Consider the following 18,326-nt stretch of genomic DNA (forward strand, 5'->3'; position numbering starts at 1 on the left):
CCCCGGGTATGGACGATTATCCCCAATATGATCAACAAACTATTATTCTGCCTGTTCTTACTGAGGGCAGGAACTGTATCGGGTCAATCCGTTTTCCAATCAGCGAAATGGATTGTACCCGGATTCAAAGAAGATACATTACTCCGGCCCTGCCCGGTATACACCAAAAACGTTGATGTAAGAAAAGGATTGCACACGGCTACTTTATACATCACTGCACATGGCCTTTATGAGGCAAATATCAATGCAAAGAAAGTAGGGGATGCTTACTTCACACCCGGGTACACCCGCTATGACAAACGATTGCAATACCAGCAATATGATGTGAAACCGCTGCTGAAAAAGGGGGGTAATTCAATAGCTGTAACAGTAGGAGAAGGCTGGTACAGGGGGCGGTTTGGTGGTATGATGGAACGGGATATCTATGGCAATGATGCCGGTATGCTCTTTCAGCTGGATCTTACCTATGAAGATGGAAGAACGGTATCTGTTTTATCAGACAGCAGCTGGTCTTGTCATACAGGCCCTATTCGCTATGCAGGTTTGTATGAAGGTGAATTATATGATCCACGTATGCAGCTGTTGCTGAATAGCCCGGTCACAAGTGCGGATTTTCCTAAAGATATATTGGTCGCAGGCACTACCCCGCCTGTAAGAGAAAAGGAGCAATTCCATCCTGTAAAAGTGTGGATAACTCCTAAAGGGGAACAGGTCATTGATTTTGGTCAGAACCTGGCTGGCTGGGTGCGTTGTACCCTGAAAGGAAAGGCAGGAGATACCATACGCCTGCAGCATGCAGAAATGCTGGATAAGGCGGGCAATTTTTATACAGGTAATTTAAGAGAGGCCGCAGCCACTGATACTTATGTATCCAATGGTAAAAAGCAAACATTCCAGCCACATTTCACCTGGCATGGTTTCCGTTATGTAAAAGTTGAGGGCTGCAAGGTGACCCCGAAAGATTTCACTGCTATTGCACTTTATTCAGACCTTACACCTGCCGGTACTTTTTCCTGTTCCAGCAATCTGCTGAACCGGTTATATCACAATATTACCTGGAGTTTCAAAGGAAATTCCCTCGATATTCCTACGGATTGTCCACAGCGCAGCGAACGCCTGGGCTGGACAGGTGATGCACAGGTATTTTGCAGAACTGCCAGCTACCTGTTTGATGTCAGCGCATTCTTTGGTAAATGGTTGCTGGACCTGGCGGCAGAGCAGGCACCGAATGGGGCGATCCCCAGCATAGTGCCGGATGTGTATAAGAAATATCGCCAGGATCTCCGGGTCGGCACTGCCGGCTGGGCAGATGCGGCTACCATCATTCCCTGGACCCTGTATTGGGTATATGGCGATACAGCCGTTTTAAGCAGGCAATATGCCAGTATGAGGGCCTGGGTCGACTACATCAGTAATGTGAGCAAAGAAGGGCTCTGGACAGCGAATGGCTATGGCGACTGGCTGGCTCCCGGTGACTCCACCTCGCTGCCTTATATTGATCAGTGTTATTGGGCCAATTCCACACAATTACTGATCAATGCAGCAAAAGTCTTAGGCAGATCCAATGATGTGGAAAAGTACACGCAATCATTACAGGCGATCAAAGCAGCTTTCCTGAAAAATTATATCTCCCCTGAAGGCGTAGCTATTACCAACACACAAACCGCCTATGTGCTGGCATTGCAATTTGACATGCTACCCGATAGTATGAAAAAGAATGCGGCCGGCCGGCTGGCAGCGCTCGTTACGAAGAATAATAACCACCTGGCTACCGGTTTCCTGGGCACTCCATACCTGCTGCATGCACTGAGTGAAAACGGGCATACCGATCTGGCGTATAAGGTGCTGAACCAGGAAACCTGCCCATCCTGGTTGTACCCGGTAAAAATGGGAGCCACCACTATCTGGGAAAAATGGGATGCTATCAGACCTGACAGCACCGTACAGGCTACCTCCTACAACCACTATTCCTATGGAGCCGTTGGCGAATGGCTGTACCGGGTAGTGGCAGGGATTGATGCGGCCAGTCCGGGCTATGAAAAGATCCTGATCCACCCCCGGCCGGGTGGTGGTATTGAATGGGTAAATGCAAGCTATACCTGTCCATATGGAAAGATCGTTTCCAACTGGAAAATGGAGCAGGGCAAATTCACCCTGCATGTGGAAATCCCTGCCGGCACGCGGGCCACGATCATGATACCGGGTAAGGAAAGTATGGAGGTGACAGCAGGAACCTATGATCTTTAGTTTTCCGCTTCAAATTGTTTCTCTGTCAGGAGCAATATGAAGGTCAGCAACACGATCATCGGTACGATCTGGTATCGTAATACAACCGGAGTGGCAAATACACTGAATCCAAAATTGATCAGCAGGAAGGCGATTGCCAGCAGCAGGGCAATGAACAAAGGTTTGTTCGCCTGCCGTAGCTTTTTGTTGGTGAGGAAGAAGATCGCGCAACCGGTAAAGAAGATATTCAGCGCCATGAAGAGTAGCGGGAAAATAAAGAAGACATGCCCCTGGAATTCGATAGATGGGATCAGGGTCACCTCGTTGCTTTTCATATTGAACCAGATCTTTGCGGGATCCCATACTTCCCGCATGCCGATATTATAAGATCCGAATTTCTCGAGGTGAGGAATGAAGTAGTTCTTCACATTTAACCACATGTAGTATCGTGCAAACGCAAGGGGGTAATGCCCGATGAGCCATTTGCCATATGCATTGTAAACAGGTGAAACCGATCCCCAGGCCTGGAATCCTCCCGGTGCCCCCCGCAGATTGGCCCAGCCATGTGTGCTTAAATAGGGTTTTAAAATAGCCGTAGGTACCTTGATGAAGAAGGTGCCGGGTAGTTCCGCAAGGTCATTCTCCGTTGGCGGGGTCGCCTTCCAGAACGCCCTTGCCTCCCTGTCCAGTTCCACTGTGCCGGGAGGCAATTGGGTACTATCCACGTTAATATTCCCATACATATACAGGGCATTGTTGGCAATCTGCCAGCCCCCAAATACTGAAAATTCGGCTGTACCTGTCAGCTTCTTTGTTTCCTGTTGTGTATACCAGATGAAGGGAAATATCAGTAACCATGGCAATACCATTCCAATCAGTTTGACCGGCCATTTATAAGTGGCCAGTAAGATAGCACAGATGCTCACAATGGGGTAGTAGATCGCTGTATACCTGATCACAAATGCAGCCCCGATCAGGAGTGCCTGGAAGATGAGATTCGCCAGCGTAGGTTTATAATACATCCACAGGTATTGTGTAAAGAGAATGAGGCTGATGGAACAAAAGATCGCATCGCTCAGTACACAATTTGCCAGCACGAGAAACATGGGATTGAAGAATAAAAAGACATACAGGATCAGCGCAAAGCGACGCGGCAGTCCATATAGATACAGTACTGAGAAAAAGAAGTAGAGGAATGTTACCAACAGGATCAGGTACTGTATATACACCAGGCCTACATGCGAAGAGGTGAACAGGTGAATAAAAGCAATGAATTTAGAATATCCTATCGGCCATAGATTCACATTCATGTGATACAGGTTTGTATCTATATAGCTATAGGAATCAGAAATGAAATCCGGAAAGGGATAGAGTATTTTGAAAATAGTCAATTGTACCAGTCCGGCAATAAATGCAAGGAGGATGAATTTCCTGTTGGTACTGTTTTTAAATACGTACTGCAGGAAAGAAGAGGAAGCGCCGTAAGCGTCAAAGTTTTTCGCAATAGTGATCATGTTGTTAGAATAGTTTATCAGGTATGGAACATATTGAGGAAAACTAAAATACTGAGCGGTTAATGGGGTATAGCTAAAGATACAGAAAAAACTGACAATATGAAACTGAAATCAACGTGCAATGCCGGTAGTATACTGCACGCTGATTTCAGTAAGCGCCTCCTGCCTGCTTTAAGCGCCGGTCTCCCGTTCAAATTTCTCCTTTAATATTTCTTTCAATGGCTTTCTCAGGATCCTCGATTCTGTCCACGCAGAAAAATCAAAAAGCTGTAGCTGGTGTTTTTCATAAGGGTCTTGCCGGATCTGTTGGAACACTGTCTGCAGCTTTTTCCACAGGGTGATCCTGTAAACCATGACAGGAGATAATTCTCCTGCACTGAGAAATTTGATCATCGTACGTTCCAGCATAAATGCACGTTTATTGTCCGGGCGCAGGTAGCGCCTGAATGCGCGTGTTTCATAACGGATGTATTCATAGTTACCCAGTTCATATTGAATGAGCAGGTGTACCAGTCTGAATGTACGATAGAGTGGAAGTGTACTATATAAACTACTTTGCTGGAGTACCTGGTCCAGTGCATTGTGTGCATTGTTAATATCTCCGTTGCCGAGGTAGACCAATGCTCTTGACAGGTAGATTTCTGCACGTTGTACCAATGTCAGTAACTGTAAATTTAATGTAGGCAGTAACTCCTGTTGCAGTGCCAGTGCACGGTTGAACTCTCCGCTATCAATGTGTATTGCGGGTGAATAAATAAACAAAAGGCGAATGATCATCGCGCTGAAATAGGCAGAAGTAGCTTTAAAGCGTAATACCTTATCCAGGAACAGTGACAACTCTTTGTATCTTCTTGCTGCACGCAAACTATACAGGATACCTTCTATTACCATCAGCTGATCTGCCGGTGATTCGTATAGAGGGGCCGATTCATAGAAGTACTGTAAGGCTGTTGTAAACTCACCGGCCAGTAAGAAATAATGTGCCTGAAAGAGCAGGTGCAATTTCTGATCAGTGTTGATGATCGCTTCTCTCGCTGCTATTTCGTCCAATACCTGTCTTTCGGCAGGGGTTCGTGCAGGCCCGCTGTACAGCCATTGGTAACGTAGTTGTTCATAGAGTGCTTGTTGCTCCTGGTAGTGTTCTAACTGCCTGATCGTAGCAGAAATGCCTGCTTGTTTTTCCTTTAGTTCTATTTCATTGATCTCCGGAAAATTCAGGAGCTGCAGCAACTGCATTTCCTGTTGCCTGCTCCATAAAGAAAGGATCCATTGTGCTTTCATGTCTGCCTGTTCTGTCGTCTTTAGTAATTGTTTCATCGCATCTTCGTATAAGGATCGTTCTACCAGGATCTCTGCTTTCAACATACCAGCTATCAGTGGTTCTCTTTGTAAACGCATGTGCAGCAGGCAATCCAGCAATACTTTGTACAAATACTTCCCCGATACTTCGTAACTGCTGCCAGCATATTGTTGTTGGAATGCAGTCTTTGCGGCAGCAGGGCCGGAAAAAGAATGTCGGTCCAGCAGGTCGAATAAGTTGACGTAGTCTTTGTTCCCCTGTTGCATGGATGAATATAAACGGAAATACCTTTTTTCCGCTTTCGTTAGTGTACTAACAAGCCTGCCAAGCATATCAGCTTTAGCCATAGTTCTAGTTGTTTAAATGTTCAGGGCACTTTTAACGGTTGCTCAACGTGATTATAAGAGGGTAGATATGTTCATCTCTACGGCATCATAAACGTGATCAAGGTTGATGGCGGAGACAAAATAAGTTAGATTTTTCTAAGGCAATAATAATGCAGCGTTCTTTTACATGGCATTGTCTGTATTGTATATACGTAAAACCTAATTTAATAATGAATATCAACCAGTTGTGGTGTGGTATAGCATGCCTGAACTGATTTTGGGAATGTCCGAATGCCCTGAAAAATGGTATATTTTTTATCATACAGCTAACTATATTTGAGCTGTTATTCAGTGTTCCCGTTAGTTCTATGAGCGTTTGTATTTCAACCTTAATCTAAAACATTTAAACTGTAGCCGAATCATAAGTCCAATTCAGTAAACCTAAATAACCTTTTAAAAAATGTATTTAAACTAAAACGCTAAATCGTTTTACAATTTTTCCACGTTTTTGTATTCACGGGTTGGGTTCGTGTTGTTCACCCTATTATACTCCACGGATAAACATTTAGCGCGCCAGGTGTAATCGATTACACTTTCTTTAAACATATTCATATATGCATCTATCTGTACGGATCGTCATCACGTGCCTGGTATTGTATGGCCATTGCTTACATGCACAGTCACCACGGAAGGATTCCTTACCTCTCATCGCCGACAGTATGCGGCTGGAAAGAACGGTACTTTATCCATTTAATAGCCTGCAACAGTTGCTCAAAGGCAATGCTGCCGGTGTTTACATTCAGGAACCATCTGCCGAACCGGCATCGATGAGCAGTATTTTTATGCGCGGTACTGCGATCCCCTATATCAGTGCACGCAGTAGTTACGAAGCACAGCCTACTATTATATTAGATGGAATTCCTCTTATCACTGATCATCCTTTTACATTCGATGTACAGGCGTTTCAATATAATCATTTAGGCCCTGCTTCCAATGTGTATGCAGCTATTGATCCTAACAATATTGCTGGTATTGAAGTGCTCAAAGACTTCGGACAGGCCGCTATGTACGGGCCGCGCGCAGCCAATGGAGGGGTAATCCTTATACATAGCAAGGAACCTGTAATCGGTAAAAGAAGAATAAGTTTCAACACTTATTTTGGTATTGTACAGCGTCCGCAACTGTATACTACGAATGCTAAATTTGAGAACGATTTCAGGCAGGTATTTTACGATAAGTATGCCACTGAAGACGAAACCCAAACTTATCCATTATACCTCCGGGATTCGACTAATAATGCCTATTACGGGCCTGGTAACTGGACAGACCTCTATTTTAAAAATACACCTGTCTATGGCATCAATGCGTCTCTGTCCAGCGGAACTGACAGGGCAAACTTCCTCTTTGCCACCGGTACCCAGCGCTCTGCCAATGCAGCAGACCGGACCAGTTCTGACCGTTATAATGCAATGTTTAAGATCAACATGGTGCCTCTCAAAGACTTTACTGTCAGCGCTATGCTCAGTGCTACCCGCCTGGAAAGGAAACGCAACCGCTGGCTGCGCGACCGATTTGCCGAAATGCAATACCTGCCGGACCTGAGCAGCCCTTTGCCTCCCAATAAAGCATTCTATGGACAGTACCTGAAAGAATGGGATAAATCATTTGATGATAACAAGACCAATGAAGTAAATGGTTACTTCTCTATCAATTTCAGGATCTCTGACAGCTTCCAGTTTACCTCTCTTTCAGGATTTGATTACAACGAAGGATTACGTGATGTATTCTATCCCAGTACGCTCCTGGAAACAGTGAACTACCTCTCTAATTATTTTGGCTATAACCAACGCGTGTTTGTGAATAACACATTGAAGTTTCAACACAAGTGGGGAAAACATGGTGTAAAAATAGAAGCGGGGGAAAACTTCCAGGCGGACTTTAACAGGTATAATTATGCCTACGCTTACAAAGGGCCGAATGACCTGATCCGCGTGAACCTCTTGTATTCTGATAATACAAAGACGAATTACCTCTCGCCCAAGTCATTCAACCATGCGTTGATGTTCAGCTTCCTGGACAAACAAAGACATCGCCTGCTGTCATTCTACGGCCGCATGGCTTATCAATACGACAACCGTTTTGACTTTTCCCTCATGATGAGAGCCGATGGCTCTTCCAGTGCGCAGCCGGACAACTGGTGGTTCTATTCACCCACCTTTACTGCCGGGTGGCAACTGAGTACCACATCCAGGCTTCACGCCAGCTGGGGAAGAGTAGGCCGGTTGATGCCGGATGACCGCTTTGGTGAAGGGCCACAATATACTTCCGACCTTTCATTCAGCAACAACCCCGTTCGCTTTTCATACAATGGGTTTCCGGGCATCAGCCGTGCCTATTCTTCCGGTTATATCGGCTATGGTATACGCTGGCCATTCACTGACCAGCTGGATATTGGCTGGAATACCACCTTACTGCACGACAGGGTTAATCTTTCCATCGATGTGTATCACAAAACGGATCACAACATGCTGCTGGAAGTTCCTTTCTCTGCTGAATATGGCTATGCCTACCAGTTTAAGAACGGGATGAAAGTGCGCAATATGGGCGTAGACTTTAGTGCAAACGCGATCCTGGCTACTAATACCATCAGCTGGCAGCCCGGCATTACCCTGAATTACAACCGCAATACCCTCATGGCATTGCCCGGTGGACTGGATCAACTCGTAGTGGCAGATGGTACCCGCCTGCTGAAAGTAGGTAAGAGCATTGACCAGTTCTGGGTACTTGAAAACAAGGGTATCTATAACAGGGAGTCAGATATTCCTACCAGCCATGCTACCGGCAAAACACTGAACTACAAAGGTATTCCCCTGCAGGCCGGTGATCCGAAATGGGTGGACCAGAATGGCGACGGCGTGATAGATGATAAGGATAAGGTGCTGAAAGGACATGTGCTCCCTATCATCTCCGGCGGCTTTACCAACGATATTCGCTGGAAAGGCCTTACCCTTGGCGTTAACTTTTACTTCACCGCATTCAGGAAAGTAATGAATGCGGAAATGGCGAATCACTTTGATTTCGTAAACAGGGAAGGGAAGATAGACATGAGTGCCGTAAAAGAAATCACCTTCTGGACCAAAGCCGGCAACTATGATAAATATCCGGTGTATAATCCATGGAGTACGGTAGATCCTTACCGTACAGACCAGGATCTCTTTCTTGAAAACGGTGCTTTCCTGAAACTGCGCACACTGTCACTCAGCTATGATCTCACAACCGCTAAATGGTGGCATAAGAAAAGCCCGATCCATAACCTGGCCGTGTATGCAACTGCCAGCAACCTGTTTACTATCACGCCCTACACCGGCGGAGATCCCGAGCTGGTTGACTACAGTGGCTTTGATACCGGCTACGCCCTTCCTTTCACAAAAACCTACACCGTCGGCATAAAAATGGATTTGTAATGAAACGACTATTCGTACTGCTGCTCCTGCTTATATGCTGTAGCATCAGTTGTAAAAAACTACTGGATATAGATTCCACGCATGCTGTTTCTGAAGAAAACTTCTGGAACTCTCACGAAGATACGCGCACAGCCCTGATTGGTGTGTATGGTTTACTCCGTGCCGCCATGGCAGACAATGATGCCTGGTGGATGTATGGTGAACTGCGCATGGGCGATTTTCAATCTGTACAGCGACAGGACCTGAAAGCTATTGTTAAAGGCAATCTCAGGGCAGCATACCCATTATTACAGACATTGTCTAACTGGCGCCGTTTTTATGCTGTGATCAATGCCGCTAATATGTTCATGGAACATGTTGGTGATGTACGCGAACGTGATCCCAAGTATTCTGAACAGAATATGAAAGTGGATATTGCACAGATGCGTTTTATGCGTGCTTATACCTACTTCTTCCTGGTATCAGTATGGGGCGATGTGCCATTGATCACTTCTTCGCACGATGGTGAATTTGAAAACAAAGCAAGAGATGACAAAGAAACTGTACTGGCTTTTGTTGAAAAAGAAATACTGGCAGTGGCACCCGATCTGCCTTATAAATACAGCACAGACGACCCGCAGCAATTAGGACAATACTACAATGAAACCAGTACCCGCTGGGCAGGTGTACTGGCCCGTAAACTTACTGCCTATGCTATTCTCGCACACGTGGCGGCTTACCAGGGAAAGTATGTAGATGCATCTGTGTATGCACAGTTTGTGCTGGACAACTATTCCAAAGGTGGCAGTTACTATGTAGGCACGGACGAACTGACAAGAGGTACCGGCTTTTTCCACTGGAAACAGGACAATCATCTCCTTGGTTTCAATTTCGACTGGGGCCATGTAGATGCCACCTTCTCCGGTCACCTGGAAGAACTCACATTGGCCAGACCGGTGGTAGACAAAGCATTGCCTGATATCTACATACCCAAGGACACGATCCTCTCTGTATTTGACAAACCACTGGATGAGCGTTTCAGCCTGGATACCCTCTCCGGTATACCTACCTCTGAACGTTACTTTACCAGTTTCAATACCCAGACACCCATCTTCCAAAAGATAAAGGTGATACAGGATGGTAACACATCAGATCCTTCATTCAGGATTTTCTCCAGCACCATCATCATTACCCGCCTTGAAAACATCACACTGTTGCAGGCAGAAGCCCTTGCTGTAATTGGTCAGCAACAGAAAGCAATCGATCTGCTGAATACGATCCGTGACCTGCGAAAGATCAAACGTTATGATGCAACGGTGGAGGGAGACCTGATCGATGCCATCTTCAGAGAACGCCGCAAAGAGCTGATGGGAGAGGGCTGGCGCTGGTTTGACCTGATCCGTTACAACAAAATCAAGCAAAACGATCCTGTGTTTATGGCGCTCATCAACAGTGGGGGAATCTACTGGCCGGTGGCAGATGAAGTCATTACACAAAATCCATTGATCAAACAAAATCCTTACTGGCAATGAGTAAATACATTTTATTTTTTCTGCTGCTCGTTTTCGCTGCCTGTAAAAAGGATAAAGGATACTATGACTACACCAACGAGTTGAAGAAGTATGATGGCAACACTTACGAGTTCCTGCACAGCCAGCAGCAATACGATTCTTTCCTGCTGGCAATAGAACGTGTAGGTTTAACCGATAGTCTTAAGACTGGCCGCTATACTGTATTCGCACCATCAGATGCCAGCTTCAGACAGGCAATAGAAAACATGAACACCCTGCGTGTGATTCAGGGCCGTGCGCCCATGTTCATTGCTTCCCTGCCGGAGGAGCAGCTGGATACCCTGGTTTGCCGCTACATCGTAAGGGATACCGTAAGCGCAGGCCGTATGCAGTTGCAGGATGGGCTGGAATTGCCCGCCATCCGCTATGCTTATCCTATGCATGGGAAATTCAACCGCGCAGATGCGGAAGGCCATGTAAACGGTGGCCCGGGTATCATCACCTACAGCGATACCAAGGGTGTGATCTATACAAATCGCTGGTCCAATGCCAGCACTGTGGCGATTGACATCGTGACTAACAATGGGTTGGTGAATATAATCGACAAGAATCACCAGTTCGGCTTCGATGAATTCATAGGCCGTATGAACCCTACCACTTCTACCCCCTGGAATGACTATCCCTTCTATATTCCGGGTGTCATAGCCCTCGAGCAATTTAACCGGGGTGGGAATAAGGTGGCTTATCTCGATTTCTCTATTGACAATAAAGGCGGCCAGTACCGTCCTGCTGAAAATGTGGACATCGCTTCCGGTGAAGATGGTTTCAAGATCGGCTGGACAGAAACCGACGAATGGCTGGACTATAGTGTGGATGTGACTGAAACCGGCTCTTATAAAATGCAGTTACGCTATGGCTCTGGTGGTGATAATGGTAAGCTGCACCTGCTATTGGATGGAACTACCGTGGCAGGCAGTGCTATGACTACTAAATCCACCGGGGGCTATAGCAATTATGCAGACATCTATGTGAGTGGTGTGCAAATGAAAGCAGGTAAACACATCATGCGGCTTTACATGGATTTTGGATTGTATGATTTGCGCTTTATCAAGCTCCTGCCCGAAGGGCGTCCTTTCCCGATCCCCGGTGTAATCACACTGGAAGACTATGACCCGGGAGGAGAGGGAGTAGGTTACCACGATTTAACGACTGAAAACTCAGGGGGTAAGTACAGACCCAATGAATCGGTAGATATAGACTATTCCAGGAATGCCGGTGGTGGTTACCAGGTGGGCTGGACGGATACGGGCGAATGGATGAAATACACGGTTGATGTAAAACAAACCGGTTATTACGTGGCATCAACGCTGTTAGGCAGTCCGAACGACGGCAAGAAATTCCACATAGAATTCGATGGTGTGAATGTGACAGGTTCTGTCGCTGTGCCCAATACCTCTGACTATCATAAGCGGCAGAATGCCAACGTTACCGTCTATCTCACCAAAGGTATACACGTGATGCGCTTCTTTGAAGAAACGGGTGGTTACGATGTAAAGTCCGTCACTTTCAGACCCTTGAACTAATGCACATGAAACGACTGATATTAATATTGCTATTATTCATTTCCTGCCGCAAATGGGCGCCAGATGACCTGGATTATCTAAGTGCCCGGGCTGTATTCAATCAGACCGTATTTGCACCTGTCATGGGCAGGACAACTATGTATTCCCAGATCTTCAACACTGACAACTCCAGTACCCCTATCCAGTTCAAAATACTGAATGTGCGGGTAAAGAAAACCGGCGAAGCATCCACCGACCTGGATCAGACCGTAGAGGCTGTGGTATGGAAACAGGCTTATACCGGTTTTGAGAAATCTCTCGATGAGATCAATGCCAAGCGTGGTAAAGAAACACATCCTATCTGGGAGATCAGGCCCAGCTCCGGCGATTTTGTATTGTGGTCTACCACCGGGCTGCGGGCCCAACCGGATTCCGGTTACCTCTTCGATGTAGAGGCGAAGAACTCCGGTGGTACGAACGTATATAAGGATCTGAGCCTGATGCCATTTACAGAGCAACCTTATGCACCTTATGAATACGATCCCATCACGGGTAAGCAAAGGGCTACCTATCCCAATACGAACGACTCCTCCATTTTTGTATTACAATACAATCACCCGGGTATTGGCGGCATTGTCAACGATGATAACAACCTGGGCCTGAAATCAGATAGTGTACGCGTATTGTTTCACAAAGCAGGCAATGGGCACAGTGTCACCTTCAAATTCATGGACAAGGATTCCCTGCCTATCGATCCTGCGAAGTTCAACCTCACACCCTGGGATAGCCTCATGCATGGATTCGACATTCAGCGTACTGCTACAGGAGTGACTTACCAGGTGGCGTTTCCTATCCCATTAATGCGGTTCAAAACCCGGTTTACGAACAACGATGGTTCGCAGGCTTACGTCAAATTCAGTTTTACAAGAGTCGGTTTTGGTAATCTCCGGGAGACCTGCACAATGGATCTATCCTTCAACATCTACCAGGAAGGCGACTGGGAAATCATTTTCTATTTCAGGAACAACCCCCGGTTCAGGGACGAATAAACAAAGAAAATTATGAAACAATCTATACTGTTGCTTTTTTGTCTGCTGAGCGTTGTTTTTCTGCAAGCGCAGGACAAGGCCACCGTCAACGGCCAGGTCAGGGATGGTGTGACCAATGAGCCATTGGTGGGGGTAAGTATCATGGCGGGTAGTCCGCTGAAAGCAGTGGGGATCACCAATGCCAGTGGTCAGTTCTCTGTCAGTGTATTACCCGGTTCACCACTTGTATTTCGTTATATAGGTTATTCTGATTACCGCGTTACGCTGAAGGATAAAAGGGAACTGGTGATCCGCCTGTCAGTAACAGAAAATAAACTGAATGAAACCGTGATCATCGGTTATCAGAAAAAGACCCGTGAAATTACGACCGGTTCTGCAACGATAGTAGGTGGAAAGGAAATACAGGACGTGCCGGTTTCCAATGTAGAACAACTCTTACAAGGGCGTGTAGCAGGTCTGAATATTCAGAACAATACCGGTGCGCCCGGCGCCCGTGGTATGATCCAGATCAGGGGCCTGTCTAATATCACGGTAACGGGTAGTGGTAACGATGCCTTCCTGTCACCTACCTCACCTTTGTACGTGATCGATGGTGTACCTATTGATGCAGATGCCAACTTCGAATATGGGTACCAGTCAGCCGGTCCGGGTGTAAGCCCTATGTCGCTCATTCCACCTGAAGATATCGAAAGCCTGGAGATCCTGAAAGATGCGCAGGCGACCGCACTTTATGGCTCCCGTGGTGCTTATGGGGTGATCCTGCTCACCACCCGCAGGGGTAGTTCGCCCATACCACTGGTAAGATATACCGGCAACTTCTTTGTGAACACACCTCCGGGGTTGCGCAAAACGATTGGCGGTGCAGCAGAGAGAAGACTACGCCTGCAGCAGATCTACGGTAGCGGGAATATCAATGATATTTACAACATCACTACTACCCATTTCCTGGCAGATAGTCTCAATCCTTACTATAACAATTCTACCAACTGGCAGGATGTATTTTACCAGGCTACTTACAACCAGACACACAATATCAACATCAGTGGGGGTGATCCAAAATTCAACTACAAAGTGGACCTGGGCTATTACCATGAAAATGGTGTGATCCGCAATACCGGCTTTGACCGTTATTCAGTGAATACAAATATGCTGTATCAGCCGAACCCGAAGTTCAGGGTATTCACCACCTTATCCACACAGGTCGGTAAAAGGAACAAAGGAGATGGAAATGGATTGACGCAAAGTGGCGTGGCCACAAATGCTGCTGCCTCCTCGCTCTTACCGGGGCCTTCCTTCTACCAGAGTACGGCTGGGGTATTATCTTCACTGGATACGAAAAATGATAACAAGACTGCCAATGTGAGAGCAAGTCTGGATTTGAGTTATCAGTTGTTGAAAGGGCTGAGCCTGGGCTCCAGTGTGAGTTATGAATATGCAAGTAATACGGAAGACAGGTTCATCCCTGCTGCCGCACATGGCGACTTCTCGCAGGTATATGCATACGACGACCGTAAGTATACCTTGTATAACAGGAATACCCTGTCCTACTTTGCGACTATCAAGGACAAGCATAATTTCTTCATTTCAGCCTTCAACGAAATTTACAGTAAAGGATTCCAGGCACAGGTAATACAACAGGAAAAAACACCGAACGACCAATACCAGGGGCCACTGGGATATGATGGCTATGCCTCATTGGGTGGAGGTTTGCTGGACAATTACAGCAAACAACACATTGCCAGTTTTGCAGGTACCTTCTCCTACAACTATAAGCAGAAGTATGTAATGGATCTCAGTTACCGGATGGATGGTACATCCAGCAGCGGTTTTGAAGATCCTTATTCAAAGAATCCCGCTATTGGTGTAAGATGGAACTTTAACAAAGAGAATGCCCTGAGTGAACTGAAATGGCTTAGCTATGGTTCACTGAGAGGTAGCTGGGGCCAGAACATAGTACCATCCGGCGATATCTTTGCCATCTACGGTACCTTCGATCCCCGCGGCACCTACAATGCGAATCAGCGCCTGGGGATCAACTATTCCCTCCTGCCCAATACCACTTTACAACCTACATCGACTACGCAATACAACGTAGGTTTTGAAGCGGGCTTCTTTGACAGCCGGCTGGAAGTGATCTTTGATGCCTATTACAAATCGGTGAAGAACCTGTTAAGAACAAAGAACCTGTCTAACATCACGGGTTTTGATCAGATCACTACCAATGAAACGTCACTCATCGACTACGGTTACGAGCTGACCCTGACTTTCCGGCCATTACCACGTACCAGTAAGGTACAATGGACGATCTCAGTAAATGCGGCGCTCAATAAAGACATCCTTACGCACCTGCCCAATGGTGCCAGGCAGCTCATTGAGTATGATTATGCAAACAGTCAGCATACCTTGTTCCGCGTAGGCAGGAACAGTCTCACGAATTACCTGCTTAAGACGGAAGGGGTGTATGCCTCAGATGCAGATGTGCCTGTGGATCCGGCTACCGGTCAGCGTTACCGCACATCAGATGGTACCTACTTCAAGGCAGGGGATCCTATCTTCAAAGACGTGGACCATAACTACATACTGGACAATAATGACTATGTACCTGCCGGAAATTCACAACCGCTGATCACAGGTGGTCTGCAATCTTACGTCAACTACAAGAGCTGGTCACTGAACCTGAATACTTCTTATACCCTGATCCGCAAGATCCTGAACAATGCATTTGCAGAAAGAATGCAATACCTGGGTGATCCTTACAATCCTAAAACAGTCGTAGACGTGGGCAGTGTGGATTACTGGACGGCGAATCATACAAATGCGAAGTATCCGAATCCTTTTGATTATACCCGTTACTCTTCAATACGGCCTTACAGGTACGATCAAACGCTGATAGAGGAAGATGGTTCTTACTGGAAGATCAACACCATTACAATCGCATACCTGCTGAACAGGAAGTTTACAAACCGGTACGGTGTGAATTCCGTGAGAACGTATTTCACTGTTAATAACCTGGTTACATTCTCCCCCTACAGTGGTCCGAATCCGGAGAATGTATCTGCGCTGGGGCGTGATCAATCCGGTGGTTATCCCGTGCCACGAACTTACAATTTCGGGGTGAATATAGAATTCTAACACACTAAAAAGAGAACGATTATGTATCGCAGGATATATCTCATCGCTTGTTTACTATTGATTACCCAGGGTGGCTGTAAGAAGTTCCTGGATGTGAAGGCACTGGACAGGTTGTCTGGCAATGCTTTCTTCCAGAGTGCAAGCGATGTGGAAGATAACATGTGGGATATCTATGGTCTTTTCAGAGACGTAGTAGGATCCTGTCCGCTATACGCTGTGGCGGGAGAGGTGAGGGGCGGTATGCTGGGCTATTCATCACAAAAGAATGATGGCAACGACCGTAGTTTTGTAGAATATGCTGCTAAGAATGATTTGTTGCCTTTGATCTATACGCCTTCAGGCAAGGATTTCTGGAACATCTTTGACCTGGCTAACCTGTCGGACTGGAAACCATTTTACAGGGTAATACAGGCCTGTAATATCCTGGAATACGAAGTAGGACGCAGGTCCATCCCGGATCTCTCCAATGAACAGAAACTGAAGTTCCAGGCAGAAGCAGTTTTCATGCGTTGCCTTGCTTACTGGACCATGGTACGCCTCTGGGGCGATGTGGCTTACTATAAAGACGCCTATCACGAGGCACCACTGCCAAGAGAAAAAATGACAACTGTGATGAAGAATTGTATCACAGATCTCAGTGCGGTGATGAACAACCTGCCCTGGACATTTACAGACCCTGCCAACAGGGGGGCACGTGCCAGTAAAGGGGCAGCTATTGGGCTCATTATGGAGATGAATATGTGGAATGCCGGTTTTGACAAAGCCAATGCACAGCAATACTACAGATCTACAGCAGACCTGGGCAATGAACTGATCCAGAGTGCGGCTTACGAGTTGTTGCCCATCGATCAGTCTTTCACCATCTTCAAAGGACGTAGTAAGGAAAGCCTTTTTGATATCGTGATCAGTTCCAACTATGGTGAGACCTTGTCTGAAAAATGGAATGACCTTTCTGAGCTGGTGGTACACTATCCATACAAGCGCCCGGCATATAACCACCAATACAGCTTCTGTTATTTCAGGGCCGATTACCTGCGCCGGCTGTACCCTACCGGTGTACCGGATGCCCGTATTGAGATGTGGTTTGACTCGCAGATGTTCGCCAACGACGGCACCTTCCTGTTCCTGAAATACAACAGTGTGTTTGAGCAGGGGAATGACGACGTGAATGTGGATAACAACCTCATTGTACTGCGCTATGCAGGTGCTATTCTGCTCAGGGCAGAAGCGCTGGCCGAGCTGGGCGAAGATGCAGAAGCCATCCGCATGATGAACATGATCAGGGATAGGGCAAAGACCCCACTCTACCAGGGGGCTGGTGGTGCGCCGCTGAAGGATGCGATTTTCGCAGAAAGGGCAAAGGAGCTGATGATGGAGGGCCACTATTACTTTGACCTGGTAAGAACGGGCAGGGCGACGAATACAAACTGGTGTTACTATGCGCTGACGCAATCCCAGTTTGACAATGGCGGCTGGACCTGGCCTATATCCAGGGCTTCGCTGGATAACAATCCTTTCATGCAATTAAATAATTACTGGTTAAGATAAAACATGTCTTATGCTGCGAATGATCTTATTTTTTTCGCTCGTTTTGATGAGCTTATTCGCCTGTAAAAAGGATCAATACTACCGGGATTCCGGTACCCAGGATCCGCATTTTAAAGGCAATACCCTGGCGTACCTCGATGCGGTACCATTCTTCTTTGATTCTGTTGCACAGGTAGTCAGGCTCGCAGGTATGGAAGACGTATTTACGAAAGATACGCTCACTTTTTTTGCGCCTACTGACCTCAGTATCAGGAACATGGTACAGACGCTGAACGAGAACCTCTACAGGTATGGGTATGATACGGTCAAGACACTGGCAGACATACCTCCGGTCGTATGGCAGAAATACCTGCAGCGGTATATGTTTCACGGTGCAAATCAGCTAAAGGATTTTCCGCAGATAGACTTTAGTCTCAAATCAATTTATCCCGGTCAGGATTATTTATCCTGGAATAATACCACGTTGAATGTGGGGGTGGTCTTTGCTGATGACAATGGCGTAAAGTATGTTGGTTACCGGCAGCTGACCCTTTCTTACATACCGGATCTGACTTATCCGCTTGATAACTGGAATACAGCATTTGTATCCTCCTCCAATATTCTTACAGACAATGGAGTGGTGCATGCGCTGGATAAGAATCATTATTTCTTTGGTTTTGACATCGCTGGATTCGTGTACGACATGATCTCAGTAATGCAAACCGGCGGATGATTT

Annotated in this window: 10 protein-coding genes; 8 read left to right on the plus strand and 2 right to left on the minus strand. The window is 46.5% G+C overall.

What is annotated here, in order from left to right; genetic code table 11:
- Positions 1-27 precede the first annotated feature (27 nt).
- Entirely contained in the window at positions 28-2,247 is a 2,220-nt protein-coding gene (locus U0033_RS26725) for a family 78 glycoside hydrolase catalytic domain (RefSeq protein ID WP_072360204.1), read from the plus strand.
- On the opposite strand, the gene U0033_RS26730 is transcribed toward U0033_RS26725, so the two are convergent.
- Together U0033_RS26730 and U0033_RS26735 are read right to left on the minus strand one after the other, a co-directional pair.
- Positions 2,244-3,740, minus strand: a complete 1,497-nt coding sequence (locus U0033_RS26730; protein WP_072360202.1) for a hypothetical protein — start codon at positions 3,738-3,740, stop codon at positions 2,244-2,246. The two genes, U0033_RS26725 and U0033_RS26730, sit on opposite strands and share 4 nt — an antisense overlap.
- 171 nt (positions 3,741-3,911) lie before the next feature.
- Positions 3,912-5,387 (minus strand): hypothetical protein, encoded by a 1,476-nt coding sequence (locus U0033_RS26735; protein ID WP_072360199.1) that lies wholly within the window; start codon positions 5,385-5,387, stop codon positions 3,912-3,914.
- A gap of 593 nt (positions 5,388-5,980) precedes the next feature.
- Here U0033_RS26735 and U0033_RS26740 point away from each other — a divergent pair.
- The 7 genes from U0033_RS26740 to U0033_RS26770 are packed head-to-tail and all read left to right on the plus strand — an operon-like array spanning position 5,981 to position 18,323.
- Complete coding sequence (locus U0033_RS26740; protein ID WP_072360197.1) at positions 5,981-8,830, plus strand: SusC/RagA family TonB-linked outer membrane protein; 2,850 nt, start codon at positions 5,981-5,983, stop codon at positions 8,828-8,830.
- Positions 8,830-10,341, plus strand: a complete 1,512-nt coding sequence (locus U0033_RS26745; protein WP_072360195.1) for a RagB/SusD family nutrient uptake outer membrane protein — start codon at positions 8,830-8,832, stop codon at positions 10,339-10,341. The genes U0033_RS26740 and U0033_RS26745 overlap by 1 nt, the downstream gene beginning before the upstream one ends.
- A complete protein-coding gene (locus tag U0033_RS26750; RefSeq protein ID WP_072360193.1) occupies positions 10,338-11,903 on the plus strand; it encodes a carbohydrate-binding protein in 1,566 nt (521 codons plus the stop codon). Before U0033_RS26745 ends, U0033_RS26750 begins: the two co-directional genes overlap by 4 nt.
- Positions 11,904-11,908: 5 nt before the next feature.
- Positions 11,909-12,931, plus strand: a complete 1,023-nt coding sequence (locus U0033_RS26755; RefSeq protein WP_072360297.1) for a DUF5007 domain-containing protein — start codon at positions 11,909-11,911, stop codon at positions 12,929-12,931.
- 12 nt (positions 12,932-12,943) lie between these two features.
- Positions 12,944-16,063, plus strand: a complete 3,120-nt coding sequence (locus U0033_RS26760; protein ID WP_072360191.1) for a SusC/RagA family TonB-linked outer membrane protein — start codon at positions 12,944-12,946, stop codon at positions 16,061-16,063.
- A 21-nt stretch (positions 16,064-16,084) separates the two neighbouring features.
- Positions 16,085-17,611 carry a RagB/SusD family nutrient uptake outer membrane protein gene (locus U0033_RS26765; protein ID WP_072360190.1) on the plus strand — a complete coding sequence of 509 codons (1,527 nt, stop codon included), beginning with the start codon at positions 16,085-16,087 and terminating at the stop codon, positions 17,609-17,611.
- A 10-nt stretch (positions 17,612-17,621) separates the two neighbouring features.
- Positions 17,622-18,323 carry a fasciclin domain-containing protein gene (locus U0033_RS26770; RefSeq protein WP_143150702.1) on the plus strand — a complete coding sequence of 234 codons (702 nt, stop codon included), beginning with the start codon at positions 17,622-17,624 and terminating at the stop codon, positions 18,321-18,323.
- The last annotated feature ends 3 nt before the right edge of the window (positions 18,324-18,326 follow it).

Origin of the sequence: Chitinophaga sancti, assembly GCF_034424315.1 — a bacterium.
In the GTDB taxonomy this organism is placed as follows: domain Bacteria; phylum Bacteroidota; class Bacteroidia; order Chitinophagales; family Chitinophagaceae; genus Chitinophaga; species Chitinophaga sancti.

Coding starts and splice junctions, on each gene's coding strand:
- U0033_RS26725 (WP_072360204.1), top strand. CDS start 28: ATGATCAACAAACTATTATTCTGCCTGTTCTTACTGAGGGCAGGAACT.
- U0033_RS26730 (WP_072360202.1), bottom strand. CDS start 3,740: ATGATCACTATTGCGAAAAACTTTGACGCTTACGGCGCTTCCTCTTCT.
- U0033_RS26735 (WP_072360199.1), bottom strand. CDS start 5,387: ATGGCTAAAGCTGATATGCTTGGCAGGCTTGTTAGTACACTAACGAAA.
- U0033_RS26740 (WP_072360197.1), top strand. CDS start 5,981: ATGCATCTATCTGTACGGATCGTCATCACGTGCCTGGTATTGTATGGC.
- U0033_RS26745 (WP_072360195.1), top strand. CDS start 8,830: ATGAAACGACTATTCGTACTGCTGCTCCTGCTTATATGCTGTAGCATC.
- U0033_RS26750 (WP_072360193.1), top strand. CDS start 10,338: ATGAGTAAATACATTTTATTTTTTCTGCTGCTCGTTTTCGCTGCCTGT.
- U0033_RS26755 (WP_072360297.1), top strand. CDS start 11,909: ATGAAACGACTGATATTAATATTGCTATTATTCATTTCCTGCCGCAAA.
- U0033_RS26760 (WP_072360191.1), top strand. CDS start 12,944: ATGAAACAATCTATACTGTTGCTTTTTTGTCTGCTGAGCGTTGTTTTT.
- U0033_RS26765 (WP_072360190.1), top strand. CDS start 16,085: ATGTATCGCAGGATATATCTCATCGCTTGTTTACTATTGATTACCCAG.
- U0033_RS26770 (WP_143150702.1), top strand. CDS start 17,622: ATGCTGCGAATGATCTTATTTTTTTCGCTCGTTTTGATGAGCTTATTC.